Source organism: Streptomyces sp. NPDC107522, assembly GCF_055657525.1.
In genome coordinates, this window is sequence record NZ_JBVKAU010000009.1 from 246,461 (window position 1) to 272,572 (window position 26,112).

18 protein-coding genes and 1 pseudogene are annotated in these 26,112 nt (G+C 68.4%); 15 read left to right on the forward strand and 4 right to left on the reverse strand.

Features of this window, described 5'->3' with window-relative positions; all coding sequences use genetic code 11:
• Window positions 1-43 precede the first annotated feature (43 nt).
• From acnA to ACZ7L6_RS27955, 6 genes are all read left to right on the forward strand, one after another.
• A complete protein-coding gene (acnA, locus tag ACZ7L6_RS27930; RefSeq protein WP_471928486.1) occupies window positions 44-2,761 on the forward strand; it encodes an aconitate hydratase AcnA in 2,718 nt (905 codons plus the stop codon).
• Between the two features lie 153 nt (window positions 2,762-2,914).
• A complete protein-coding gene (locus ACZ7L6_RS27935; protein WP_471928488.1) occupies window positions 2,915-3,082 on the forward strand; it encodes a hypothetical protein in 168 nt (55 codons plus the stop codon).
• Window positions 3,079-4,641, forward strand: a complete 1,563-nt coding sequence (locus ACZ7L6_RS27940; protein ID WP_471928490.1) for a sensor histidine kinase — start codon at window positions 3,079-3,081, stop codon at window positions 4,639-4,641. Before ACZ7L6_RS27935 ends, ACZ7L6_RS27940 begins: the two co-directional genes overlap by 4 nt.
• A gap of 177 nt (window positions 4,642-4,818) precedes the next feature.
• Window positions 4,819-5,907, forward strand: a complete 1,089-nt coding sequence (locus tag ACZ7L6_RS27945) for a lytic polysaccharide monooxygenase auxiliary activity family 9 protein (protein ID WP_471928492.1) — start codon at window positions 4,819-4,821, stop codon at window positions 5,905-5,907.
• Between the two features lie 158 nt (window positions 5,908-6,065).
• Entirely contained in the window at window positions 6,066-7,331 is a 1,266-nt protein-coding gene (locus tag ACZ7L6_RS27950) for a glycosyltransferase family 4 protein (protein WP_471928494.1), read from the forward strand.
• Window positions 7,328-8,230: a transferase gene (locus tag ACZ7L6_RS27955; protein ID WP_471928496.1), complete on the forward strand. Its 903-nt coding sequence runs from the start codon at window positions 7,328-7,330 to the stop codon at window positions 8,228-8,230. Before ACZ7L6_RS27950 ends, ACZ7L6_RS27955 begins: the two co-directional genes overlap by 4 nt.
• Window positions 8,231-8,242: 12 nt before the next feature.
• On the opposite strand, the gene ACZ7L6_RS27960 is transcribed toward ACZ7L6_RS27955, so the two are convergent.
• The 4 genes and pseudogenes from ACZ7L6_RS27960 to ACZ7L6_RS27975 all read right to left on the reverse strand — a co-directional run bounded on the left by ACZ7L6_RS27960 (window position 8,243) and on the right by ACZ7L6_RS27975 (window position 13,494).
• The gene (locus ACZ7L6_RS27960; protein ID WP_471928500.1) at window positions 8,243-9,121 is read right to left on the reverse strand and encodes an acetylxylan esterase; all 879 of its coding nucleotides are present in this window, start codon (window positions 9,119-9,121) and stop codon (window positions 8,243-8,245) included.
• Between the two features lie 7 nt (window positions 9,122-9,128).
• Entirely contained in the window at window positions 9,129-9,326 is a 198-nt protein-coding gene (locus ACZ7L6_RS27965; protein ID WP_471928502.1) for a hypothetical protein, read from the reverse strand.
• Window positions 9,327-9,337: 11 nt separating this feature from the next.
• A pseudogene (locus tag ACZ7L6_RS27970) lies at window positions 9,338-9,730 on the reverse strand (alpha-glucuronidase); the annotation flags it as partial.
• 20 nt (window positions 9,731-9,750) lie between these two features.
• Window positions 9,751-13,494, reverse strand: a complete 3,744-nt coding sequence (locus tag ACZ7L6_RS27975) for a GH92 family glycosyl hydrolase (RefSeq protein WP_471928504.1) — start codon at window positions 13,492-13,494, stop codon at window positions 9,751-9,753.
• A 424-nt stretch (window positions 13,495-13,918) separates the two neighbouring features.
• Between ACZ7L6_RS27975 and ngcE the strand changes: the two genes are divergently transcribed.
• The 9 genes from ngcE to ACZ7L6_RS28020 all read left to right on the forward strand — a co-directional run bounded on the left by ngcE (window position 13,919) and on the right by ACZ7L6_RS28020 (window position 26,037).
• The gene (gene ngcE / locus ACZ7L6_RS27980; RefSeq protein ID WP_471928506.1) at window positions 13,919-15,385 is read left to right on the forward strand and encodes an N-acetylglucosamine/diacetylchitobiose ABC transporter substrate-binding protein; all 1,467 of its coding nucleotides are present in this window, start codon (window positions 13,919-13,921) and stop codon (window positions 15,383-15,385) included.
• Window positions 15,386-15,423: 38 nt separating this feature from the next.
• A complete protein-coding gene (locus tag ACZ7L6_RS27985) occupies window positions 15,424-16,347 on the forward strand; it encodes a carbohydrate ABC transporter permease (protein ID WP_471928508.1) in 924 nt (307 codons plus the stop codon).
• Between the two features lie 14 nt (window positions 16,348-16,361).
• Window positions 16,362-17,294 (forward strand): carbohydrate ABC transporter permease, encoded by a 933-nt coding sequence (locus ACZ7L6_RS27990; protein ID WP_471928510.1) that lies wholly within the window; start codon window positions 16,362-16,364, stop codon window positions 17,292-17,294.
• Window positions 17,295-17,503: 209 nt separating this feature from the next.
• A complete protein-coding gene (locus ACZ7L6_RS27995; protein ID WP_471928512.1) occupies window positions 17,504-18,715 on the forward strand; it encodes an ROK family transcriptional regulator in 1,212 nt (403 codons plus the stop codon).
• A 133-nt stretch (window positions 18,716-18,848) separates the two neighbouring features.
• Window positions 18,849-19,949: a sugar ABC transporter substrate-binding protein gene (locus ACZ7L6_RS28000; RefSeq protein WP_471928598.1), complete on the forward strand. Its 1,101-nt coding sequence runs from the start codon at window positions 18,849-18,851 to the stop codon at window positions 19,947-19,949.
• 183 nt (window positions 19,950-20,132) lie between these two features.
• Window positions 20,133-20,924, forward strand: a complete 792-nt coding sequence (locus ACZ7L6_RS28005; RefSeq protein WP_471928514.1) for an ATP-binding cassette domain-containing protein — start codon at window positions 20,133-20,135, stop codon at window positions 20,922-20,924.
• A complete protein-coding gene (locus tag ACZ7L6_RS28010; protein WP_471928516.1) occupies window positions 20,921-22,216 on the forward strand; it encodes a sugar ABC transporter permease in 1,296 nt (431 codons plus the stop codon). The genes ACZ7L6_RS28005 and ACZ7L6_RS28010 overlap by 4 nt, the downstream gene beginning before the upstream one ends.
• 223 nt (window positions 22,217-22,439) lie before the next feature.
• A complete protein-coding gene (gene dxs / locus ACZ7L6_RS28015; protein WP_471928518.1) occupies window positions 22,440-24,368 on the forward strand; it encodes a 1-deoxy-D-xylulose-5-phosphate synthase in 1,929 nt (642 codons plus the stop codon).
• Window positions 24,369-24,513: 145 nt separating this feature from the next.
• Window positions 24,514-26,037: an amino acid permease gene (locus ACZ7L6_RS28020; protein ID WP_471928520.1), complete on the forward strand. Its 1,524-nt coding sequence runs from the start codon at window positions 24,514-24,516 to the stop codon at window positions 26,035-26,037.
• Window positions 26,038-26,112: the final 75 nt, after the last annotated feature.

Consider the following 26,112-nt stretch of genomic DNA (forward strand, 5'->3'; position numbering starts at 1 on the left):
GGCAGGATGCGGTGGTAAGCGCACCAAAATGAAGGAGACTGTCGTGTCGGCGAACAGCTTCGACGCCCGCAGCACGCTGCAGGTGGGCGACGAGTCTTACGAGATCTTCCGGCTGGACAAGGTGGAGGGCTCGGCCCGTCTTCCGTACAGCCTCAAGGTTCTCCTCGAGAACCTGCTCCGTACCGAGGACGGCGCGAACATCACCGCCGACCACATCCGCGCCCTCGGCAACTGGGACTCCCAGGCCCAGCCGTCGCAGGAGATCCAGTTCACGCCGGCCCGCGTGATCATGCAGGACTTCACCGGCGTGCCCTGTGTCGTCGACCTCGCCACCATGCGTGAGGCCGTGAAGGAGCTCGGCGGCGACCCGGCGAAGGTCAACCCGCTCTCCCCGGCCGAGCTGGTCATCGACCACTCCGTCATCGCCGACAAGTTCGGCACCAACGAGGCCTTCGCGCAGAACGTCGAGCTGGAGTACGGCCGTAACAAGGAGCGCTACCAGTTCCTGCGCTGGGGCCAGACCGCCTTCGACGACTTCAAGGTCGTCCCGCCGGGCACCGGCATCGTCCACCAGGTGAACATCGAGCACCTGGCCCGTACGGTGATGGTCCGTAACGGCCAGGCCTACCCCGACACCCTGGTCGGCACCGACTCGCACACCACCATGGTCAACGGCCTCGGTGTCCTGGGCTGGGGCGTCGGCGGCATCGAGGCCGAGGCCGCGATGCTCGGCCAGCCGGTCTCCATGCTGATCCCGCGCGTCGTCGGCTTCAAGCTCACCGGCGAGCTGCCCACCGGCACCACCGCCACCGACCTGGTGCTGACCATCACCGAGATGCTCCGCAAGCACGGTGTCGTCGGCAAGTTCGTCGAGTTCTACGGCGAGGGCGTGGCGGCCACGAGCCTCGCCAACCGCGCCACCATCGGCAACATGTCGCCGGAGTTCGGCTCCACCGCCGCGATCTTCCCGATCGACGACGAGACCATCAAGTACCTCAAGCTGACCGGCCGCTCCGAGCAGCAGCTCGCGCTCGTCGAGGCGTACGCCAAGCAGCAGGGCCTCTGGCTGGACCCGAAGGCCGAGCCGGACTTCTCCGAGAAGCTGGAGCTCGACCTCTCGACGGTCGTCCCGTCCATCGCCGGCCCGAAGCGCCCGCAGGACCGCATCGTCCTCGCCAACGCCGCCGAGCAGTTCAAGCTGGACGTACGCAACTACGTCGACGTCGTCGACGAGGCCGGCCAGGAGTCCTTCCCGGCCTCCGACGCCCCGGCCGTCGCCCCGAACGGCGCCCCGTCGAACCCGGTCACCGTGACCGCCCCCGACGGCTCGACGTACGAGATCGACCACGGTGCGGTGACGGTCGCCGCCATCACCTCCTGCACCAACACCTCCAACCCGTACGTCATGGTCGCCGCCGCGCTGGTGGCCAAGAAGGCGGTCGAGAAGGGCCTGACCCGCAAGCCGTGGGTCAAGACCACCCTCGCCCCGGGTTCGAAGGTCGTCACCGACTACTTCGACAAGGCGGGCCTGACCCCGTACCTCGACAAGGTCGGCTTCAACCTCGTCGGCTACGGCTGCACCACCTGCATCGGCAACTCCGGCCCGCTGCCGGAGGAGGTCTCCAAGGCCGTCAACGACCACGACCTCGCGGTCACCTCGGTCCTCTCCGGCAACCGGAACTTCGAGGGCCGTATCAACCCCGACGTCAAGATGAACTACCTGGCGTCCCCGCCGCTGGTCGTCGCGTACGCCATCGCGGGCTCCATGAAGGTGGACATCACCAAGGACGCCCTGGGCACCGACCAGGACGGCAACCCGGTCTTCCTGAAGGACATCTGGCCCTCCGAGGCCGAGGTCAACGACGTCGTGGCGAACGCCATCGGCGAGGACATGTTCTCCAAGTCCTACAGCGACGTCTTCGCGGGCGACGCCCAGTGGCAGGCGCTGCCGATCCCGACCGGCAACACCTTCGAGTGGGACCCGGAGTCGACCTACGTCCGCAAGCCCCCGTACTTCGAGGGCATGACGATGGAGACCACCCCGGTCTCCGACATCACCGGCGCGCGCGTCCTGGCCAAGCTGGGCGACTCGGTCACCACCGACCACATCTCCCCGGCCGGTGCGATCAAGGCCGACACCCCGGCCGGCAAGTACCTCACGGAGCACGGTGTCGAGCGCCGCGACTTCAACAGCTACGGCTCCCGCCGCGGCAACCACGAGGTCATGATCCGCGGTACGTTCGCCAACATCCGCCTGCGCAACCAGATCGCGCCGGGCACCGAGGGCGGCTACACGCGTGACTTCACGCAGGAGGGCGGCCCGGTCTCCTTCATCTACGACGCCTCGCAGAACTACCAGGCCGCCGGCACCCCGCTGGTCATCCTGGGCGGCAAGGAGTACGGCTCCGGCTCGTCCCGTGACTGGGCGGCCAAGGGCACGGCCCTGCTCGGCGTCAAGGCCGTCATCACCGAGTCGTACGAGCGCATCCACCGCTCGAACCTCATCGGCATGGGCGTCCTGCCGCTGCAGTTCCCGGCGGGCCAGTCGGCCGACTCGCTCGGCCTGACCGGCGAGGAGACCTTCTCCATCACGGGCATCACCGAGCTGAACGAGGGCACCACCCCGCGCACGGTGAAGGTCACCACCGACACGGGCGTCGAGTTCGACGCGGTCGTCCGCATCGACACCCCCGGTGAGGCCGACTACTACCGCAACGGCGGCATCATGCAGTACGTGCTGCGCAGCCTGATCCGCAAGTAACACAAGCAAGCGGTACGGCACGGCGGTTGAGGGCCGCATCCCCGGCGAACGGGGGTGCGGTCCTCACCGCTTTTCCGGCTCTTCGTCCCGAGACGTCGGCAGGGCTCAGGCTGCACACAGGATTCCTTCAGCGGACCGGGACAGGATCGAGACATGTACGGCACCCCCGGACCCCGCACCGGCCACCTCCGCGACCTCGTCGTCGACGACGAACCCGGCGACGAGACGTCGCGGCTGCCCGTCCTGACGGGCCGGACGCCGCCGATCCACACCGTGCCCGGACTCGGACACGCCATCCGGCCGGCGGGGGGCGGGAGATGACCCACCGGCCGTGGCCGAAGCCGCGCACCCGCTCGACGCCCACCCGCCTCCTCGTCTTCATCGGCGCCACCCTCGTCGCCCTGTGCGCCGCGATCGTGCTCACCACTGTCCTCGTCCAACGCGCCTATGTGCTCGGCAACCTGGACGACCGTGTCGGCAACGCCGCCGAACGCAGTCTCAGCGGTGCCTCCCGCCACCCGGAGCCGACGGACGGCCTCGGCTTCCTCGACGGGAGCGGCCACGCCGCCGGCCTGCTCGCCGCCCGGCTCGACGGTGACGGCGACATCCTCTCCGCGGCGGTCGTCGGCCAGGACACCGCACCGCAGACCCTGACCGGTCCCCAGCGCGCGGCCCTGGAGGGCATCGAGGCCGACGGCTCCCTGCACACGCGTACGGTTCCCGGCCTCGGCACCTATCGCGTCACCGCCCTGGACAGCGCTGGGGTCCGGGTGCTGACCGGCCTGCCCATGGACGACGTCCGGCGGATGATCAGCGGCATGGCCATGACCGAGGCAGTGGTCGCTGCCGGCGCACTCACCGCCGCGGGCTGTGTGTGCGCCGTGGTCATACGCCGCCGACTGCGCCCCCTGGGCCGGGTCGCCGCCACCGCGGCCGAGGTCGCCAGGGCGCCGCTGGACCACGGCGAGGTCACCGGCCTCCCCCGCGTCCCCGCCCATGACATCGACCCCGGCAGCGAGGCCGGCCAGGTCGGTGCCGCGCTCAACCTCATGATCGACCACATCGAGTCCTCCGTCATCGCCCGCCGCCGCACCGAGGAGCGCATGCGCCGCTTCCTGGCCGACGCCGGCCACGAACTCCGTACGCCGCTCGCCTCGATCGCCGGCTACGCGGAGCTGATGAACCGCGGCACCGGCAAGGTCGAGCCGGTGCTCGCCTGGCGCCGTGTCTCGGCGGCGTCGGCGCGGATGACGGGCCTGGTCGAGGACCTGTTGCTGCTGGCCCGCCTCGACGAGGGCGGGTCGCTGGTGTCCGCCGAGGTGGACCTCGCGGCTGTGGTCGCGGAGGCGGTGTGGGACGCGCGAGCCGCCGAGAGCGGCCATGACTGGCGGCTCGAACTGCGCCTGGACGGACCGCCGTTGGTCGTCGGCGACGAGCAGCGTCTGCGTCAGGCGGTGGCCAACCTGCTGGCCAACGCGCGCGTGCACACTCCGGCGGGGACGAGGGTCGTGGCCACGGTGGAGGCGAGGGAGGCTTCCCGCGTCGTGGTGCGCGTCCGGGACAACGGTCCGGGCATCCCGGCGCCCTTCCTCCCCACCGTCTTCGAGCGCTTCACCCGAGCCGACGCCTCCCGGGCACGCAGCGGCCGGCACAGCGCAGGCTCCGGTCTCGGCCTCGCCGTCGCGGCGGCGGTCGTGTCCGCGCACGGCGGCCGTATCGACGTCGAGAGCGAGCCGGGGCGCACGGAGTTCACGATCGAACTGCCGCCCGCGGGCGCCGAACCGCCGCCGCTGGACACGGTGTCCGGTCCGTCCGTTCCGGCACCGGTGCGATCCTCCCGGACGTTGGCGGGCAACTGTGGGGAGGCGGCGCGTCATTGACGCGTTGTGCGTCAGGCGTTTACAACCGCGCCCCACGGCGCTAACTTCCGCAACAGGCGGGGTGGGAGCGCTCCCACACGGGTGGACCGGAACCTGCCCGGGATAGGCGCCCCCGCCCCGCTCATCCGCACACACGCATCCATACGGCCCGTACCTCAAGGAACGGACTCGTCTGTCATGATCCTGACAACCCACTCGGCGTCGCCATCCCGCCGATTGACACTCCCCACCCGCGCCAGAGCCCTCTTCCTCGTCCTGGTCTCCCTGCTCGCGACCATCCCGGCCGTCGCCCTCGTCATGAGCACCGGAGGTCAAGCGGAGGCCCATGGCACCCCCATGAAACCGGGCAGCCGCACCTTCCTGTGCTGGCAGGACGGGCTGACCGACACCGGAGAGATCAAGCCGGTCAACCCGGCCTGCAGGGCGGCCCAACAGGTCAGCGGAACAACCCCGTTCTACAACTGGTTCTCCGTGCTGCGATCCGACGGCGCCGGCCGCACCCGCGGCTTCGTGCCCGACGGCGAGCTGTGCAGCGGCGGCAACACCAACTTCACCGGCTTCAACACACCGAGCAAGGACTGGCCGCTCACCCACCTCACCTCGGGCGCGACGGTCGACTTCTCGTACAACGCGTGGGCCGCGCACCCGGGTTGGTTCTACGTCTACATCACCAAGGACGGCTTCGACCCGACGAAGACGCTCACCTGGAACGACGTGGAGGAGCGGCCCTTCCTCTCCGTCGACCACCCGCCGCTCAACGGCTCCCCGGGCACGGTCGAGGCCAACTACTCCTGGACAGGAAAGCTTCCTGACAACAAGTCGGGACGCCACATCATCTACATGGTCTGGCAGCGCTCCGACAGTCAGGAAACCTTCTACTCCTGCTCCGACGTCGTCTTCGACGGCGGCAACGGCGAGGTGACCGGCATCAAGGAGCCCGGCAACCCGACCGACCCGGTGCCCGGCGAGTGCTCCGCCGCCCGCCGCACGACCGGCAGTTGGAACGGTGGTTACCAGTCCGAGGTGACCGTCACCAACACCGGTGACGTCCCGATGCTCGGCTGGATGGTCGACTGGACGCTCCCCGCCGGCCAGAAGGTCGAGAGCCTGTGGAGCGGCAACGCCACCTACAACGGCCAGGCCGTGATGGTCCACAACGCCGACTGGAACGGCTCGCTGAGTCCCGGTCAGAGTGCGACGTTCGGCTACGTCGTCTCCGGTTCCGGCGGCGACAGTACGACGACCCTGCCCTGCCGGGTGGGCTGAACCTCCGCGCCGCGCGGACCCGGTGGGCGTCGAGCCGTCGCCCACCGGGGCCGTCGGCATGTCCTCGTGTCGGCATTTCGTGCCGAAGGAGTGTTTGACAGGAAAACAAACTGGTAACAGAAGGCAACCGAAGGGTAATCAGTACGGTCTAGCCCGCCATGAAGATCTCTTTCCTGCTGCACAACGCCTATGGGATCGGAGGCACGATCACCACCACCTTCAACCTGGCCCAAGCGCTGGCCGAACGGCACGAGGTGGAGATCGTCTCCGCGCTGCGGCACCGGGAACGCCCCAACCTCACCCTGGACCCGAAAGTCGCCTTAAGACCACTGGTCGACCTGCGGCACGAGAAGGAACATCCTCTGCATCTGAGACCGGCGAGAGTGTTCCCCGAGGCCGAGTACCGCCACCACCAGTACAGCGAGCTGACCGACCAGCGGATCGGCGAGTACCTGGCCGCGATCGACGCCGACGTCGTCATCGGCACCCGGCCGGGACTCAACGTGCACCTCGCCCTCCAGGCGCCGGAGCACGTCGTCCGCGTCGGGCAGGAGCACCTCTCCCTCGACAACCATCCGCCCCGGCTGCGCAGCGCGCTGCGCCGGGCCTACCGCCGGCTCGACGTGCTCACCACCGTCACGGAGGGGGACGCCGCCGCGTACCGGCGCAGGATGCGGCTGCCCGGGGTCCTGGTGGAAGCACTCCCGAACAGCGTCCCCGATCCGGTGCTGCCCGCCGCGGACGGCACCGCGAAGGTGGTGGTCGCGGCGGGCCGGCTGGGCCCGGTGAAGCGGTACGACCTGCTCATCGAGGCGTTCGCCCTGGTGGCCGCCGAACGCCCGGACTGGCACTTGCGCATCTACGGCAAGGGAGAGGAACACGACCGGCTCCGGGCGCTCATCGACCGCCTCGGCCTGTGCGACAACGTCTTCCTGATGGGCGCGGCCGCCCCCATGGAGGCGGAGTGGGTCAAGGGCTCCATCGGCGTGGCCGCGTCCGACTTCGAGGCGTTCGGCATGACCATCGTCGAGGCGATGCGCTGCGGCCTGCCGGTCGTGAGCACCGACTGCCCGCACGGACCCGGCGAGATCATCAAGGACGGCGTCGACGGCCGGCTGGTGCCGGTGGGGGACCGCGACGCGCTGGGCGCCGCCCTGCTGGAGCTGGTCCGCGACGACGAGCGACGCCGGCGGATGGGCCGTACGGCCCTGGAGAACGCGCGACGGTTCGCCCCCGCACCGATCGTGGAGCACGCCGAGCGCCTGATCGACGAGGCGATGACGGCCCGCAGGACCGGGCGACAACGCGAAGCTGAATCGGGCCGAATACGCAACGTCCTGGTCAGCCAGGGCTTCGCCGCACGCGACACCGCGCACACCGTGGCCTCCCGCGCGCTGCACACCGTACGGAGGGGACGGCGATGACGACCGAACCCGGCGCCACGCGGGACACGCACCTGCGCGCCGACTGCACGATCGACACGGACGGCCGGATCGTCTTCGCCCTTCGGCCGTCGGCGGCCGTCGACTTCCGGTCGTCCCGGCTGCTGCTGCGGCTGCGCCCCAAGAAGGGCGGGCCCGAGAAGGTCCTGCACGTCCTCGACCTGGAGCCCGTGGACGGTGACCAGTTGCGTGCCGTCCTGGAGCCGCAGCCCGCTCTCGCCGAGGGCCGCTGGGACGTATACCTCGTGACCCAACCCGCAGAACCCGCCGAACTCGCAGAACCCGCCGAGCCCGCAGAAGCAGGAGAACCCGCAGCGCGACGGCAGCGCGTCCGCCCCGGTCTGCGCGACCTGCGCGCCCTCGTCGACGGACAGTCCCGTGACTGGCCGGCGCCGGTGGCCGTCCGGGTCCCGTACGCCACGAAGGACGGCTACCTCGCGGTGCGGGCCTGGCTGCGCACCGCCCACGCGGAGGTCGAGGGCACCGAGGTCACGGACGGGTCGATGACGGTGAAGGTCCGGCTGCACGGCGCCACGCTCGTCGACGGAGCCGCCGTACGACTGCGTCTTCGGGGTGGGAAGGACGTCGTACGGACCCTGAAGCCCCAGGACGTCAGCGACGGCCGGTCGTTCTCCTTCACCGTGGAGTACGGGGAGCTGGCCGCGGACCACGGCACCGGAACCGGTGTCTGGGATCTCTCCGTCCAGCCGCAACCCGCTGCGGGGACATCTGCCGTCCGGATCGGCCGCCTCCTCGACGACGTGGCGGACCGCAAGGAGATCTTCGTCTATCCGGCGGCCTCCGTCGGGGGTGTCGTCGTGCGCCCGTACTACACGGTCGACAACGACCTCTCCGTGGAGGTGAAGGCCGGCCGGGCGTGACGTCCGTCCGGTTCACGAGGGGGCCAACTCGTCTGCGAGCCAGCCCAGTTGGCGGCGCACGTGCACGGCGTCGCCGCCTTCGTGGCCGTTGAACGGATAGGCGTGGATCTCCTTGCGCGGGTCGGCCCCCGACAGCTCCGCATAGCGGTTGAAGGCGCCGTACGCCCCGCTGGGCGGGCACACCGTGTCACGCAGGCCGACCCCGAAGTGGGCCGGGGCGTGGGCGCGCCGCGCGAAGGAGATCCCCTCCAGGTAGGCGAGCGTGTCGTACGCGGCCCGCTCGGCGCCCCGGTGCACGGAGAGGTACGCGGCGATCTCGCCGTACGGCGCCGCGTCGGTGAGGTCCAGTGCGCGCCGGATGCCGCACAGGAACGGGGCGGTGACCAAGGCAGCCGCGAGGTCGGGGACGAGTCCCGCGACCGCCAGGGCCAGCCCGCCGCCCTGACTGTTGCCGACGGCGGCGACCCGTGTGCCGTCCACGCCCGGCAGTGCGCGCACCGCCGCGACCGCCCGGACCGCGTCGGTGATCAGGCGCCGGTAGTGGTGGTCCCGAGGGGACAGCAGGCCGCGTACGGCAGGGCCCGGGCCGCCCGGTGCGGTGGCGTGCGGGTCCGGGGTGGCGCCGCCGCTGCCGTACTGGTCGCCCTGGCCCCTGTTGTCCATCAGCAGGTGTGCATACCCGGCGTTCAACCAGGTCAGCCGCTCGTGCGGGAGGCCGCGGCCACGGCCGTAACCGGCGTACTCGACGACGGCCGGCAGCGGTTCGGGCACCCCGGCCGGTCTGCTGAACCAGGCCCGCACCGGGTCGCCGGCGAACCCGCGGAAGGTCACGTCCCAGGTCTCGGTCAGCCGCAGCCCCGCGAGCCCGCCGACTTCGACGAGTTCTGGCACGACACCCTCAACGGGGCGGCACACGCGGACGTGTTGATGGCGGCGCGCCCGGTGGAGAGGCATTGCGGAGCTGCTCCTCAAGCCGCTCAGCCACGCGCGCGTGGCGCGCCGGATCCACTGATCCGGCCAGCGAGGCCCACACCTCCCGGGCCGCCTCCACCTCATCGACACCCTCGAAGTGCGTGTCATATATGTGCTGGATCACCGTCTTGCCGCGAGCATGCGCAGAGTGGACGCGGGGCGGTGCTCCTCACGGCCGTACGCGCCCTGGAACGCCGCCTCCCCGAGCCGTACGACGTGGAAGAGGCCGTACAGCAGCCCGGGTCCGCCGGACGCGGTGACGGTCGTACGGCCGGCCGCGCGCTCGAAGGTGAAGGCCTCACCGCTGTCGTCGCCGTCGCCGCCCTCGGCGCCCGTCAGCTCCAGCACCAAGTCGTACGGCCCGGGGGCCGCGTCGCGCTCGACGCGGCCCCCGAACCGCTCACAGGCCTGTGCCACTTCCCCGTGGACCGTGTCCACCAGTGGACCCGAACCGCGGATCAGCGTCCGCCGGGTGCCGATCGGCCGGAACGCCTCGTCCGGCAGCCAGGCCGGATCGACACCCTGCATGAGACCCCCAATGCGTCTGCTCAGGCAAGCAGTTCGACTTCCGACACCACCGCCTCGCCGTCGAGCACCAGGCGGTACTTCCCGTACGTACCCTGGGACCCCACCGTGAACGCCCGTGTCTGCCGGTCCCACGTGAAGGACTGGCCCGAGCGCTTGTCGAGGGTCTGCCAGGTGGTCCCGTCGTCCGAGCCCTGGAGCGTCCAGCCGGTCGGCGCCTGGGCGCGGTCCTGCGGCGATGTCAGGGTGTACTGGACGGCCTTGGTGCGCCCGGACACCGGCAGCTCCAGCGAGGTGACGCTTGCCTGAGTCGCCGATGTGTTGTCGAACAGGGCACCCTCACCCTTCAGCACATCCGCCCGCGGCACCGGTACCTCGTCGTCCTTGGTGATCGACACGGGCGCGGCGTTCTTGCCGGTGCCCCACGAGGAGGGCCGCGGGCCCATGTCGAACTCCAGGACGCCGCCCTTGGCGATCAGTGAGTGGGGGAGCGAAGTCGACTTCCAGGGAAGCCCGTTGACCTTCAGCCCCTGCACATACACATTGCGTGCGCTGTTTTTCGGCGCCTTGACCACCAGGTCCTTGCCGTTCTCCAGGTGGACCGTCGCCCTGGTGAAGAGCGGCGACCCGATGGCGTACTCGCCACTGCCCATCACCAGCGGATAGAAGCCCAGCGCGGAGAACAGGAACCAGGCCGACTGCTCGCCGTTGTCCTCGTCGCCGTGGTAGCCCTGTCCGATCTCGCTGCCGACGTACAGCCGCGACAGCACCTCGCGGACGTTCTTCTGCGCCTTCCAGGGCTGCCCGGCCGCGTCGTACATGTAGATGGCGTGGTGGGCGACCTGGTTGGAGTGGCCGTACATGCCCATCCGTACGTCCCGCGCCTCCGTCATCTCGTGGATGACACCGCCGTAGGAGCCGACGAAGTCGGGCGAGGCCGTCTCCGGGGTGGCGAAGTACTCGTCGAGTTTGTCCGCGAGACCGCCGCGGCCGCCATAGAGATTGGCCAGGCCCCGGCTGTCCTGCGGGGCGGTGAAGGCGTAGCCGTAACCGTTCGTCTCGGTGTAGTCGTAGCCCCACACGCGCGGGTCGTACTTCGAGGACTCGACGCGCCAGTCGCCCTTCTCGTCACGGCCCTGGAAGAACCCTGCCTTGGAGTCGAAGAGGTTGACGTAGTCCCGGGCGCGGTTGAGGAAGTACTCCGACTCCTCCTTGTAGCGCTTCTCGCCCGTCTCCCGGTACAGCGCCTGGCCCATCCGCGCGATGCCGTAGTCGTTGAGGTAGCCCTCCAGCGCCCATGACAGGCCCTCGTGCGTCTCGGTGCTGGTGTAACCGAGGAAGGGCGACGTCGCCATGCCCTTGCGGCCCACGCCGGACGACGGGGGCACGACGGTCGCGTTCTTCACGGCCGCGTCGTACGCCGACTTCGCGTCGAAGTCGACGCCCTTGACGTACGCGTCCGCGAAGGCGACGTCCGAGGAGGTGCCGGTCATGAGGTCCGCGTAGCCGGGGGAGGACCAGCGGGAGGTCCAGCCGCCGTCCTTGTACTGCTGCACGAAGCCGTCGACCATCTCGCCCGCCTGACTCGGCGTCAGTAGCGAGTACGCCGGCCAGGTCGTCCGATAGGTGTCCCAGAAGCCGTTGTTGACGTACACCTTGCCGTCCACGATCTTCGCGCCCGTGTGGGTCGGGGTGTCGGGACCCGGCATCGGGGAGAACGGCGACGCGTACTGGTACTTCGAACCGGCCTTCTCGAAGCCGGAGTTCGGGTACAGGTACAGCCGGTACAGGCTGGAGTACAGCGTGGTCAGCTGGTCCGGCGTCGCGCCCTCGACCTCGACCTTGCCGAGCAGGCGGTCCCACTGGCGCTGCGCGCGGGACTTCACCGTGTCGAAGGAGGTGCCGTCGGGGATCTCCTGGCGCAGGTTGTCCTTCGCCTGGTCGATGCCGATGAGCGAGGTGGCGAGGCGGAGGGTGACGGTCCGGTCGGATCCGGCGTCGAAGCGGAGGTGGCCCTTCACTCCACTGGCGGAGCCCTCGGTCACGGACTTGTCGAACTCGCCGTACACGAACAACCGGGTCGCACCCGTCGACAGCCCGGACTTCACGTCCGAGTAGCCGGTGACGATCCCGTTCTCCTTGTCGAGCGTGAGCCCGGCCTGGTCCGTCACGTTGTCGAAGAGGACACTCGCGTCGTCACCCGGATAGGTGAAGCGCAGCGCCGCCGCGTGATCGGTCGGCGCCATCTCCGCCTTGAGCCCGTTCTCGAACCGCACCCCGTAGTAGTACGGCCGCGCGGTCTCGTTCTCGTGCCGGAAGGCGAGCTCGCGTGCCTCACGGCCGGTGTCCGGGGTGCCGGACGCGGCCGACGGCATCACCTGGAAGGTCTGCCGGTCACCCATCCAGGGGCTGGGCTCATGGCTGGCGCTGAACGCCTGGATCGTCGGCAGGTTGTCGTCGTTGTTCGCACGTGCGTAGTCGTACAGCCAGCTCAGCGAGCCCGCGTTCGTCACCGGCGTCCAGAAGTTGAAGCCGTGCGGCACGGCGGTCGCCGGGAAGTTGTTGCCGCGCGAGAATCCGCCGCTGGAGAGGGTGCCGCGGGTGGTGAGCGCGTAGTCGGACAGGTGTGCCTTGGGCCGCTCGGGTGCGACGGGCTTCAGCGTGATGTCGTCCAGCCAGCCCCGGAACTTCGCCGGGCCCTTCGGGGAGTCGTACGCCACCAGGATCCGGTCGACGGTCTTCCCGGCCGCGACCGACCCGATCCGCGCGACGACGTTGTTCCACTGGTTGACGTACAGCACCTTTGCGGCGCCCTGCCCGCGCGGCGTCAGCGGGAAGCCGTGCTGGTCGGTGGCGCCGAGGCCGCTCAGGGAGGTTCCGTCGGTGAAGACCAGGTCGACCGAGACGTTCGTGGCGTCGTAGTCGAGGTCGCCGTCCGCCATCGACGGGAAGACGCGGTACGACAACCGGGTGTCGCGGCCGACGGCCACGTTCACGTCGTAGATCTTGTTGTACGAGTACGCCCGCCCGTCCGCCGTGTGCCGGCCGGCGTACTTCAGGGCCCGCTTGCCGGTGAAGCCCGCGCCCGCCTTGGCGGTCGGCGAGCCGCTCGGGCCGCGGTCGACGAGGGAGAGCATGTCCTGCGGCACCGGGCCCTCGCTGCCGCCCGTGGAGAACTGGACGTCGGCGAGCTGCAGGATGCCGGAGGCGCCGTTGTTCCTGGTGATCTCCAGCCGGAAGTGCTGGTATTCGGCCGGTTCCGCGATGTCGTACGTCTTTGTCCGGAACCGTTCGGCGAACGCCTCACCGGAGCGGGTGTCGAGGGTCTTCCAGTCCTTGCCGTCCGTGGAGCCCTTCAGGGTCCAGTCCCGCGGGTCGCGCTCGGCGTAGTCATTGGCCGAAGTGAGCGCGTATTTGGCTGCTTTGACCGGTTTGTCCAGGTCGAACTCCACCCATCCGGTGGTTTCGAAGACCAGCCACTTGGTGCTCGGCTCGCCGTCGACGAGGTTCTCCTTCACCTCCCCGCCGCCCGTGTTCTCGCCGTTCGCCCGCACGTCCGTGACATGGTCGGTCACATTGCCCGGAATGCCGCTGCTGTAGCCGCCGTCGACGCCCGAGGCCCGCTTGCCGCCGTCCGGTGCGGTGTCGACGGTGTTGAGCCAGTCGGGTGCCGGATCCCCCGCCTCGAACGAGGACGCGAACTCCCGGGCGGCCGCGTCGGGAGCGTCGGGGAGCGCGACCGCCGCCCCCTGCGAGCCCACCGTCATGACAAAAGCGGCCGCCGACACGACCGCCGTACCCCATCTGTGCCGAGCTCTTTGCTGCTTCAACGGGTACCCTCCCTGCGCACGGGACAACGTTGTCAACTTCGCTGCGCAAGGATCAGTTGTGTCTCAAGTGGTCAGCCGTGTCAAGGGTGTTGGATGTGGCATCCGGGCTCAGTGACAGGGATTTTTCCGCCAAGGAACACACAGGTCGCTCATATTTCCGCGAGGTCTCAACTCGGAAAAGACCACCGGCCAACCTTGCATTCGATCTTGCTCCGTTGGCGGGAAGTGGACTATACCTGTCGGCGATTCACACGATCCGCACTTCCTGCACGACCCAGCCTGCACGACCAGCTCGACCCGACCGCGGTGCCGGGAGGATCCGGTTCACCGCCTGAGTCCTGGAGAAGGCGAGGACTTGAGCATGGGATCCACTTCCGCCGAGAACCCGGAGAACAACGGCTCCGCAGCAGTCGGACGCCGTGACCTGATCAAGCGGTCCGTCGCGCTCGGTCTGATCTCCGTACCCACGATGAGCTTCCTGTCCGCGTGTGCCACCGGCGGAGGCGGCGGCAACGAGGAGGAGAGCAAGGCGCCGGGTGGCGCGAAGTCCGCCACCAACCCCCTCGGGGTCAAGGAGGGCCTCGCGCTCGAGGCGTTCATCTTCAAGGGCGGCCTGGGCGACCAGTACGCCAAGGACGCCGAGGCCGACTACAAGGCGAAGTACAAGGCCGACGTCAAGCACACCGGCACCCAGCAGGTCGGACCCAAGCTGACCCCGCGCTTCGCGGGCGGCAACCCGCCGGACGTCATCGACAACTCCGGCGCCGACCACCTCGACATGAACAAGCTGTCCACCCAGGGCCAGCTCCAGGACCTCAAGGCGCTGCTCGACGCGCCCTCGCTGGACGACGCGAGCAAGAAGATCTCGGACGTCATCCACCCGAGCACCATCGAGAAGGGCAAGCACGGCGACACCTTCGACGTGCTCTACTACGCCTTCACCATCTACGGCACCTGGTACTCGCAGAAGGCCCTCGACGACAACGGCTGGGAATACCCCAAGACCCTCGACGACATGGTCAAGCTCTGCGGCGAGATCAAGAAGAAGGGCATCGCGCCCTGGACGTATGCCGGAAAGTATCCGTACTACGTCCACTTCAACCTGTTCGCCCAGATCGCCAAGATCGGCGGCATGGACGGCTGGATCGCCATCGACAACCTGGAGCCCAATGCCTGGACGAGCAACGACGCGGTGAAGGTGGTCGCCGAGCACTACGAGGAACTGGCCGCCAAGAAGTACTTCCTTCAGGGCAGCCAGGGTCTGACGCACATCCAGTCGCAGACCGCCTGGAACAAGGGCAAGGCCATCTTCATCCCCAACGGCTCCTGGGTGGAGAACGAGGCCGCGCCGACCACGCCCAAGGACTTCCAGATGTCCGTCGGCGCCCTCTTCGACGGCTCCAGCGGTGACAAGATGCCGCACGGCACCCTGCGCGCCGAACCCAGCGAGCCGTACATCGTGGCGAGCAAGGGCAAGAACCCGGCCGGCGGTATGGAAATGCTGCGCATCATGCTCTCCAAGAAGCACGCGCAGAATTTCGCCAAGCTGGTGAAATCGCTGACCTGTGTCGTCGACGCCACCGAGGGCATGACTCTCTCGCCGGGTCTCGCCTCGGCGAGCAAGGCCTTCAAGGACGCCGGCGACAACATCATCAGCCTCCAGCTCCAGGAGTGGTACCCGTCGCTGACGGACGAGAAGATCGGCGGCCTCACCGGTCAGCTGCTCACCGGTGAACTCAAGGCGGCCGACTGGATCAAGAAGACGCAGCAGTACGCCGACGAAGTGGCCAAGGACGACTCCGTCAAGAAGTTCAAGCGCGAGAAGTAGACCGGGGACGTTACCGAGGGGAAGGGCCGGGAAGCGGCATGCAACACGGCAAATACCGATTCATCGTGGGCTTCCTGGCCCTGCCCGTCATCGTCTACGCGGTCTTCGTGATCTCGCCGTTCGTGCAGGCCTTCCAGATCTCGCTGACCGACTGGTCGGGTCTGGTGGGAACGGCGAAGTTCGTCGGACTGGAGAACTTCGAAAAGCTCTGGAACAACGAGGACTTCTGGAACGCGCTGCGGCACAACGTCTACATGCTGATCGCGGTGCCGATCATCACCCTGGGGCTCGGACTGTTCTTCGCCTTCATGCTCAACGTGGGCGGAAAGCGCCGTAAGAACGAAGTCATCACCGGTGTCGCGGGTTCCAAGTTCTACCGCTTCGTCTTCTTCTTCCCGCAGGTCATCTCGATCACCATCATCGCCGTCATCTGGTTCAACATCTACAACCCGGACCCCGACGACGGCATGCTCAACTCCCTGCTCGGCGCGGTCGGTCTGGACAGCTGGCAGAACGCGTGGCTGGGGGAGAAGAGCCTCGCCCTGATGTGCATCATGGCGGTGATGATCTGGTCCCACGTGGGCTTCTACGTCGTGCTGTTCTCGGCGGCGATGGCGTCCATCCCGCGGGACATCTACGAGGCGGCCCTGCTCGACGGCGCGGGCCGCTTCCACACCTTCTTCAGGATCACCCTGCCGCTGCTGTGGGACACCGTGCAGACCGGCTGGGTGTACATGGGCATCATCGCCCTGGACGCCTTCGCCCTGGTGCAGATCATGTCGGTCAACATGGGCGGCCCCGACGGCGCCACCGACGTCATGCCGCTGCGCCTGTACCTGACGGCCTTCCGCGACAGCCAGTTCGGCTACGCGTCCGCGATGGGCGTCGCGATGCTCATCGTCACCATGACGTTCGCAGTGCTCACCCTGCGCTTCGCGCGGCGTGAGCGGATCGAGTTCTAGGGGTACGGGGCGACATGACGACCGACACGAACACCGGAACGCTCACCAAGGCGGACGAGCCGGACCGTCCGGGGGTCACCAAGACGCTCGGCCCGACCGACGGACGCAGCTCCGAGGGCGGCATCCTGCACGTCTTCTCGCACGGCATGCTCGTCCTGTGGGCGCTGATGGTCGGCGTGCCGCTGCTGTGGGTGCTGTGGAGCTCCTTCAAGACCAGCAACGGCATCCTGTCCGACCCATGGGGGCTGCCGACCACGTTCCACTTCGAGAACTGGGCCAACGCCTGGAACAAGGCGAACATGGGCCGGTACTTCCTGAACACCCTGATCGTGGTGGGCGGTTCGGTGACCGGCACCATGGTGCTGGGCTCCATGGCCGCGTACGTGCTGGCCCGGTTCACCTTCCCGGGCAACCGGTTCATCTACTTCATGTTCGTGGCCGGCATGTCCTTCCCGGTCTTCATGCTGGTCATCCCGCTGTTCTTCGTACTACGGGACTTCCCGGGCAGCTCGCTGCTCGCGACGTACCACGGGCTGATCCTCGTCTACATCGCCTATTCGCTGCCGTTCACCGTCTTCTTCATGACCGCGTTCTTCCGCACCCTGCCGACGTCGGTCGCGGAGGCCGCGCTCATCGACGGGGCGTCGCACACGCGAACGTTCTTCCAGGTGATGCTGCCGATGGCCAAGCCGGGCCTGATCAGCATCGGGATCTTCAACTTCCTGGGTCAGTGGAACCAGTACCTGCTGCCGATGGTCCTCAACCAGAACGAGGACAAGTACGTCCTCACCCAGGGCCTGGCGATGATCGCCCTGCAGCAGGGGTACGAGAACGACTGGGGCGCCCTGATGGCCGGCATGATGATCGCCATGCTGCCGGTGCTCATCGTCTACTTCATCTTCCAGCGGCAGGTGCAGGCGGGTCTGACGGCCGGTGCGCTTAAGTAAACGCTCTCTGTTGACCCGGACGTAAGCGCCGCGTCACCCCACGTCATCCGTGAGCCATCCCACACAGGGGTGGCTTACGTGTGCGCGTACACATCCCCGGATCCGGTTCAACCTCTTGACGGGAGCCAACCCGAACGGCTCAGCTTAGAGTTCACTAGTTGGACACGAACGGGGCCTCATAGAAGCGGTCCCGCGCGCAGGAGGTCGTCGTGGAGACTCCGGGGTCGCAGTCGTCGCTGCACCGAGCCAACCTGGAGCGGGTCGTACGGGCCGTCCGGCTGGCCGGATCCCTCACCCAGGCGGAGATCGCCCGGACCACGGGTCTGTCCGCCGCGACGGTCTCCAACATCGTGCGCGAGCTCAAGGACGGCGGAACGGTCGAGGTCACGCCCACATCGGCGGGTGGCCGCCGGGCCCGCAGCGTCTCCCTGAGCGGCGACGCCGGGATCGTCATAGGGGTCGACTTCGGGCACACCCATTTGCGCGTCGCGGTCGGGAATCTCGCCCATCAGGTGCTCGCCGAGGAGTCCGAGCCGCTGGACGTCGACGCCTCCTCGACCCAGGGCTTCGACCGGGCCGAAGAGCTGGTCAACCGGCTGATCGCGGCGACCGGCGTCGACCGCTCCAAGATCGCCGGGGTCGGCCTCGGCGTGCCCGGCCCGATCGACGTCGAGTCCGGCACCCTCGGCTCGACCGCCATCCTGCCGGGCTGGACCGGCACCAAACCCGCCGAGGAGCTGCGCGGCCGGCTGGGCGTGCCCGTGCACGTCGACAACGACGCCAACCTGGGCGCCCTCGGCGAGCTGGTCTGGGGCAGCGGGCGGGGCGTCAGGGACCTGGCGTACATCAAGGTGGCCAGCGGTGTCGGCGCCGGTCTGGTCATCGACGGCAAGATCTACCGGGGCCCGGGTGGCACGGCGGGAGAAATCGGGCATATTACTCTTGATGAATCTGGCCCTGTCTGCCGCTGCGGAAACCGGGGCTGCCTGGAGACCTTCGCGGCCGCCCGCTATGTGCTTCCGCTCCTCCAGCCCAGCCACGGCACCGATCTGACCATGGAGGGCGTCGTACGGCTGGCCAGGGACGGAGACCCGGGCTGCCGTCGGGTGATCGCCGACGTCGGCCGCCACATCGGCAGTGGAGTCGCCAATCTCTGCAATCTTCTGAACCCGAGCCGCGTGGTCCTGGGCGGTGATCTCGCCGAGGCCGGTGAGCTGGTCCTCGGGCCCATCCGGGAGTCCGTCGGCCGCTACGCCATCCCCAGCGCGGCGCGCCAACTGTCCGTTCTCCCCGGGGCACTTGGCGGTCGTGCGGAGGTGCTCGGAGCACTCGCGCTCGCGCTCAGCGAGATGGGGGATTCGGCGCTTTTGGATGGAAGTGTCGCCAGCACGCTGCAGGCCGCCACCCCTGCCTTCACTTAGAGAACGGATGGCACCGTTGCCAACCCGTTAAGGATTTACTTCTTGACGTCGCACGTGTGGCCGAGTTGACTTCCAGCCACCTCGGCCGCAGTGTCGCGGCCTCGTCAGGGAGGTTTCTGAAGTGAACACGCGTATGCGTCGTGCCGCCGTTGCCATTGCCGCTGGTGCGATGGCCGTCTCGCTGGCTGCCTGTGGCAGCGCCGAGGAAGCGGGCGGAGACAACGACTCCACCGCCACTGCGGCCAAGGGCGACAACATCAAGGTCGGTCTCCTGCTCCCGGAGAACCAGACCGCGCGTTACGAGAAGTTCGACCGGCCCCTGATCGAGAAGAAGATCAAGGAGCTGACGAACGGCAAGGCGAAGATCGACTACAACAACGCCAAGCAGGACGCCAACCTCCAGGCCCAGCAGGTCGACACCATGATCACCAACAAGGTGGACGTGCTGATCCTGGACGCCGTGGACGCCAAGGCCATCAAGAACTCCGTACAGAAGGCCGTGGACGCCGGTATCAAGGTCGTCGCCTACGACCGTCTGGCCGAGGGCCCGATCAGCGGCTACACCTCGTTCGACAACGAGGAGGTCGGCCGCACCCAGGGTGAGGCCCTGCTGAAGGGCATGGGCGACAAGGCCACGAAGTCCTCCAAGATCGTGATGATCAACGGCTCGGTCACCGACCCGAACGCCGCCCAGTTCAAGAAGGGCGCCCTCTCGGTCCTCGAGGGCAAGGTCGACATCGCCAAGTCCTACGACACCAAGGAGTGGAAGCCGGAGAACGCCAACTCCGAGATGGAGGCCGCGATCTCGGCCCTCGGCGCCAAGAACATCGCGGGCGTCTACTCCGCCAACGACGGCATGGCCGGCGGTATCATCACCGCCCTCCAGGCCGCCGGCATCAAGGTCCCGGTCACCGGCCAGGACGCCGAGCTCGCCGCTGTACAGCGCATCGTCGCCGGTGACCAGTACATGAGCGTGTTCAAGTCGTACCCGCAGGAGGCCAACGTCGTCGCCGAGATGGCGGTCGCGCTGGCCAAGGGCGAGAAGCTGGACTCCATCGCCAAGGACAAGGTCTCCAGCGGCAGCGCGAAGGACATCCCGGCCGCGCTGATCCCGGTCGTGTCGCTGACCACGGACAACATCAACGACACGGTCATCAAGGAAGGCTTCTACACGGTCGACGAGATCTGCACGGCCAAGTACAAGAGCGCCTGCGACAAGGCCGGCCTCAAGTAAGCAGCGTCAGGTCCCTTCTCAGGTGCGGGAATTCATCCTTGAATTCCCGCACGGGACATGACTGCTCCAGACTCCTCCGGCGCCCCACGCATTCGTCAGCCCCGCAAGCTCGGCGCGGGGCGCCGGACGGACCCCCCTCTCACTCTTCTGCACTACCTTCCGCCGGGTCAGGCGGCGAAGGAGATGGTTCACGTGTCCGCTACGCCCGTGCTGGCGTTGCGCGGGGTCTCCAAGCGGTTCGGTGCCGTTCAGGCGCTCACCGACGTAGAGCTTGAGGTCCACGCCGGTGAAGTGGTCGCCCTGGTGGGCGACAACGGCGCCGGAAAGTCCACGCTGGTCAAGACGATCGCCGGCGTGCACCCCATCGATGAGGGCGTCATCGAATGGGACGGCAAGGCCGTCTCGATCAACCGGCCGCACGACGCGCAGGCCCTGGGCATCGCGACGGTCTACCAGGACCTCGCGCTGTGCGACAACATCGACGTCGTCGGCAACCTCTTCCTGGGCCGCGAGCTGAAGAAGCGCGGCGTCCTCGACGAGGTGGAGATGGAGCGCCGCTCGCGCGAGCTGCTCCAGACGCTGTCGATCCGCATCCCCAGCGTGCGCATCCCGATCGCCTCGCTGTCCGGCGGTCAGCGCCAGACCGTGGCCATCGCCCGTTCCATGCTCGGCGAGCCCAAGCTGGTCATCCTCGACGAGCCCACCGCCGCCCTCGGCGTCGAGCAGACCGCCCAGGTCCTCGACCTGGTCGAGCGGCTGCGCGAGCGCGGGCACGCCGTCATCCTCATCAGCCACAACATGGCCGATGTCAAGGCCGTCGCGGACAAGGTCGCGGTCCTGCGCCTCGGCCGCAACAACGGCGTCTTCGAGGTCAAGACGACCTCGCAGGAGGAGATCATCTCCGCCATCACCGGCGCCACCGACAACGCCGTGACCCGCCGTGCGGCGCGCACGACCGGGGAGGTTTCCAAGTGAGCATCGACAAGACCTCCACCACACCGCAGGACGAGCACGAGGTCCTGAACACCGAGGCCGCGGCGGCCGCGGTGACCGCGGTCGACCCGCGCCTGCTGGTGCAGGAGCAGGGCCTGGCCGGCTACGTCACCGAGTTCCGGCGCAAGATGAAGGCCGGTGAGCTGGGCTCCCTGCCGGTCATCCTCGGCCTGGTCGCCATCTGCGTCATCTTCCAGAGCCTGAACTCCGCGTTCCTGTCCGCGCAGAACATCAACGACATCACCGTCACGATGGTCGGCACGGGCATGATCTCCGTCGGCATCGTCTTCGTGCTGCTGCTCGGCGAGATCGACCTGTCCGTCGGCTCGGTCAGCGGCGCGTCCAGCGCCATCGCGGCCGTACTCGCGGTGAACCAGGGCTGGCCCGAGTGGGCTGCCGTGCTCTTCGCGATCGCGGCGGGCGTCGTCATCGGCGCGGCGCACGGCTTCTTCTTCGCGGTGCTGGGCGCCCCCGCCTTCGCCGTCACGCTGGCCGGTCTGCTGTTCTGGCTCGGCTTCATGCTCCAGACGCTGGGCGAGAACGGCACGATCAACCTCGACAGCGACGGGCTGATCGGCAAGCTCACGACGTACTTCTTCACGGACGTGGCAGCCGCGTACGGCCTGGCGGCCTTCGTGACCGCGGTGTTCTTCATCACCTCCTTCCTGAGCAACCGCCGCCGTGAGGCCGCGGGGATCCCGTCCCGGCCGCTGAGCGACACCATCCTGCGGACGGTGCTGCTGGGTGTGGTCTCCTTCGCCGCGGCGATCATGTACAACCAGTACAAGGGCCTGCCGCTGGCCACGGTGATCTTCCTGGTGTTCCTGGTGGGCACGGACTTCCTGCTGCGACGTACCTCGTACGGCCGTAAGGTCTTCGCGCTCGGTGGCAGTGTCGAGGCCTCGCGTCGTGCCGGTATCAACGTGACCGCGGTGCGGATCTCCGTGTTCGCGATCTCCGGTGGGTTCGCGGCGATCGGTGGTCTGTTCCTGGCCTCGAAGATCGCGTCCGCCAACCAGAGCGCCGGTACCGGTGACCTGCTGATGAACGCCATCGCGGCGGCTGTCATCGGTGGTACGTCGCTGTTCGGTGGGCGTGGGCGGACCTGGAACGCGCTGCTCGGTGTGCTGGTGATCGTCTCGATCCAGTACGGGCTCCAGCTGGAGTCCATCGCCGAGCCGGTGAAGTACATGATCACCGCCGGTGTCCTGCTGACGACCGTGGTGATCGACTCGATCACCCGCAAGACGCAGAAGACCGCGGGTCGCGCATAGCGCGGAGCGCCACAGGGGCGTGGGTGAACTGGCGGGTGCCGGTCCGGGTGGGCTGGTCGCGCAGTTCCCCGCGCCCCTTTGCGGCGTTGTAGTACAGGGCGTTGTCGGGTAGGGCCGAATGCGTGATGTGCGACCCCCGGGCCGGGAACCTTCCGCCTGAGCGGAACATTAGACTCGACAAGCCCGGCAACAGCTCGAACAGCTCTACTGCAAGGAGGCACGGGTGCCGCTGCTGACCCGCATCACGGGACCGCGCGATCTGGACCGGCTCAGCCCTGAGGAGCTGGAACAGCTGGCAGAGGAGATCCGGACCTTCCTCGTCGACGCGGTTTCCAAGACCGGCGGCCACCTCGGCCCCAACCTCGGTGTGGTCGAGCTGACCATCGCCCTGCACCGGGTCTTCGACTCGCCCAGGGACAAGGTGCTGTGGGACACGGGTCACCAGTCCTACGTCCACAAGCTGCTCACCGGGCGTCAGGACTTCTCGCGGCTGAAGATGAAGGGCGGTCTGTCCGGCTACCCCTCGCAGGCCGAGTCCGAGCACGACATCATCGAGAACTCGCACGCCTCGACCGTTCTCGGCTGGGCCGACGGGCTCGCGAAAGCCAACCAGCTGCTCAAACGCGACAGCCATGTCGTCGCCGTCATCGGTGACGGCGCGCTGACCGGCGGTATGGCCTGGGAGGCGCTGAACAACATCGCCGAGGCCAAGGACCGCCCGCTCGTCATCGTCGTGAACGACAACGAGCGGTCGTACGCGCCGACGATCGGTGGGCTTGCCAATCATCTGGCGACGCTGCGGACGACCGACGGCTACGAGCGCTTCCTCGCCCGCACCAAGGAGATCCTCGACCGCACGCCCGTCGTCGGCAAGCCGCTCTACGAGACCCTCCACGGGGCCAAGAAGGGCCTCAAGGACTTCATCGCGCCGCAGGGCATGTTCGAGGACCTCGGGCTGAAGTACGTCGGCCCGATCGACGGGCACGACATCGAGGCGCTGGAGTCGGCGCTCGCGCGGGCCAAGCGGTTCGGCGGCCCGGTCATCGTGCACTGCCTCACCGAGAAGGGCCGCGGCTACCAGCCCGCCCTCCAGGACGAGGCCGACCGCTTCCACGCCGTCGGCAAGATCCACCCCGACACCGGACTGCCGATCGCCACCAGCGGCGCCGACTGGACCTCCGTCTTCGGCGAGGAGATGGTCAAGCTCGGTGAGGAGCGCGAGGACATCGTCGCCATCACCGCGGCCATGCTCCAGCCGGTGGGCCTGGACAGGTTCGCCAAGCGCTTCCCCGAGCGGGTCTACGACGTCGGCATCGCCGAGCAGCACGGTGCCGTGTCCGCGGCGGGCCTGGCGACGGGCGGTGTGCACCCCGTCTTCGCCGTCTACGCCACCTTCCTCAACCGCGCCTTCGACCAGGTCCTCATGGACGTGGCCCTGCACAAGTGCGGGGTCACCTTCGTGCTCGACCGCGCCGGTGTCACCGGCACCGACGGCGCCTCCCACAACGGCATGTGGGACATGTCGATCCTCCAGGTGGTGCCAGGGCTGCGGCTGGCCGCCCCGCGCGACGCCGACCAGGTACGTGCCCAGCTGCGCGAGGCCGTCGAGGTCAAGGACGCGCCGACCGTCGTGCGCTTCTCCAAGGGCGCGGTCGGCCCCGCCGTACCCGCCGTGGGGCGGGTGGGCGGCATGGACGTCCTGCGCGAGCCGGGCACGGACACCCCGGACGTGCTCCTCGTCTCCGTGGGCGCCCTCGCGCCGATGTGCCTGGAGATCGCGAAGCTCCTCGACAACCAGGGCATCTCCACCACCGTCGTCGATCCGCGCTGGGTCAAGCCCGTCGACGAGGCCATGGCCCCGCTCGCCGAGCGGCACCGCGTGGTCGTCACCGTCGAGGACAACAGCCGCGTCGGCGGTGTCGGCTCGGCGATCGCGCAGGCCCTGCGCGACGCGGGCGTCGACGTCCCGCTGCGTGACTTCGGCATCCCGCCGCGCTTCCTCGACCACGCCTCCCGCGCCGAGGTCATGGCCGAGATCGGGCTCACCGCCCCCGACATCGCCCGCCAGGTCACCGGCCTCGTCTCCAGGCTGGACGGCCGGTTCGACCGCACGGCCGAGGAGGTCGACTCGGTGGAGCCCGCCCGGGACTGACAACAGCAGTGCGGCCGGATGGGCCGGTTCGCCACTCATGCTGGTGGCGAAACCGGCCCATCTGTGTGAATACGCCCGCGCCGGGGCATGCGTACCACGCCCCCTCTCGATCATGTCGAGGACGACAAGCGTGGGAGGTACGCCCGTGAGCAGCACCCTCTTCCGGACGAAGAGAGTCGAGCAGTCCATCCTCGACACCGAGGAGCCAGAGCACGCGCTCAAGAAGTCCTTGTCCGCGCTGGATCTGACCGTCTTCGGTGTCGGCGTCATCATCGGCACCGGCATCTTCGTTCTCACCGGCACCGTCGCGAAGAACAACGCCGGGCCCGCGGTCGCCCTGGCGTTCGTCACGGCCGGCGTCGCCTGCGCGCTGGCCGCGCTCTGTTATGCCGAGTTCGCGTCCACGGTCCCGGTCGCCGGGTCCGCGTACACGTTCTCGTACGCCTCCCTCGGCGAACTGCCCGCCTGGATCATCGGCTGGGACCTCGTCCTGGAGTTCGCGCTCGGTACGGCGGTGGTGGCCGTCGGCTGGTCCGGCTACATCCAGTCGCTCATGGACAACGCGGGCTGGGAGATGCCCGCGGCCCTGGGCAGCAGAGAGGGCGCCGACGCCTTCGGCTTCGACATCCTCGCCGCCGCGCTCGTGCTCGTCCTCACCGGCATCCTCGTGCTCGGCATGAAGCTGTCCGCGCGGATCACGTCCCTGGTCGTCGCCATCAAGGTGACCGTCGTCCTGACCGTGATCATCGCGGGTGCCTTCTTCATCAACGGCGACAACTACGACCCGTTCATCCCGAAGGCGCAGGAAGTGGATGCCGGATCGAGTCTCCAGGCGCCGCTGATCCAGCTGATGTTCGGCTGGGCGCCCTCCAACTTCGGCGTCATGGGCATCTTCACCGCCGCCTCGGTCGTGTTCTTCGCCTTCATCGGCTTCGACGTCGTGGCCACCGCCGCCGAGGAGACCAGGAACCCGCAGCGTGACATGCCGCGCGGTATCCTCGGCTCCCTGCTCATCTGCACCACGCTGTACGTCGCCGTGTCGATCGTCGTCACCGGTATGCAGCACTACAGCCGGCTGTCCGTGGACGCCCCCCTCGCCGACGCCTTCAAGGCCACCGGACACCCCTGGTACGCGGGCTTCATCAGCTTCGGCGCCGCGGTCGGCCTGACGACGGTCTGCATGATCCTGCTCCTCGGCCAGACCCGTGTCTTCTTCGCGATGAGCCGCGACGGGCTGCTGCCCCGCTTCTTCTCCCACGTCCACCCGCGGTTCAAGACCCCGCACCGGCCGACCATCCTGCTCGGCGTGATCATCGCGGTCCTCGCCGGCTTCACCCCCCTCACCGAACTCGCCGCCCTGGTGAACATCGGCACCCTGTTCGCCTTCGTGGTCGTGGCCATCGGCGTGATCATCCTTCGCAGGACCCGCCCAGACCTGCACCGGTCCTTCCGCACGCCATGGGTGCCGGTCATCCCGATCCTGTCCGTGCTCGCCTCGCTGTGGCTGATGATCAACCTGCCCGCCGAGACCTGGGTGCGGTTCGGCATCTGGATGGTCGCCGGGTTCTTCGTGTACTTCCTCTACGGCCGCTCCCACAGCCGTCTCGGGCAGCAGGAGGAGACAGCCGTCGGCGAGGTCATGAAGCCGCCGCGGGGAGACGCCGAGTAGTCGAATCGAGGGCTGACAAGCGGTCAGCCCTACCCTTCCGTCCCCGTATGTCCCGCTTCGGCCGGGACTACGGGG

Excerpts from the sequence above, each read along its gene's own strand:
- ACZ7L6_RS27935 (WP_471928488.1), top strand. The coding sequence starts at position 2,915 with ATGTACGGCACCCCCGGACCCCGCACCGGCCACCTCCGCGACCTCGTC.
- ACZ7L6_RS27940 (WP_471928490.1), top strand. The coding sequence starts at position 3,079 with ATGACCCACCGGCCGTGGCCGAAGCCGCGCACCCGCTCGACGCCCACC.
- ACZ7L6_RS27945 (WP_471928492.1), top strand. The coding sequence starts at position 4,819 with ATGATCCTGACAACCCACTCGGCGTCGCCATCCCGCCGATTGACACTC.
- ACZ7L6_RS27950 (WP_471928494.1), top strand. The coding sequence starts at position 6,066 with ATGAAGATCTCTTTCCTGCTGCACAACGCCTATGGGATCGGAGGCACG.
- ACZ7L6_RS27955 (WP_471928496.1), top strand. The coding sequence starts at position 7,328 with ATGACGACCGAACCCGGCGCCACGCGGGACACGCACCTGCGCGCCGAC.
- ACZ7L6_RS27975 (WP_471928504.1), bottom strand. The coding sequence starts at position 13,494 with ATGACGGTGGGCTCGCAGGGGGCGGCGGTCGCGCTCCCCGACGCTCCC.
- ngcE (WP_471928506.1), top strand. The coding sequence starts at position 13,919 with ATGGGATCCACTTCCGCCGAGAACCCGGAGAACAACGGCTCCGCAGCA.
- ACZ7L6_RS27985 (WP_471928508.1), top strand. The coding sequence starts at position 15,424 with ATGCAACACGGCAAATACCGATTCATCGTGGGCTTCCTGGCCCTGCCC.
- ACZ7L6_RS27990 (WP_471928510.1), top strand. The coding sequence starts at position 16,362 with ATGACGACCGACACGAACACCGGAACGCTCACCAAGGCGGACGAGCCG.
- ACZ7L6_RS28000 (WP_471928598.1), top strand. The coding sequence starts at position 18,849 with ATGCGTCGTGCCGCCGTTGCCATTGCCGCTGGTGCGATGGCCGTCTCG.
- ACZ7L6_RS28005 (WP_471928514.1), top strand. The coding sequence starts at position 20,133 with ATGGTTCACGTGTCCGCTACGCCCGTGCTGGCGTTGCGCGGGGTCTCC.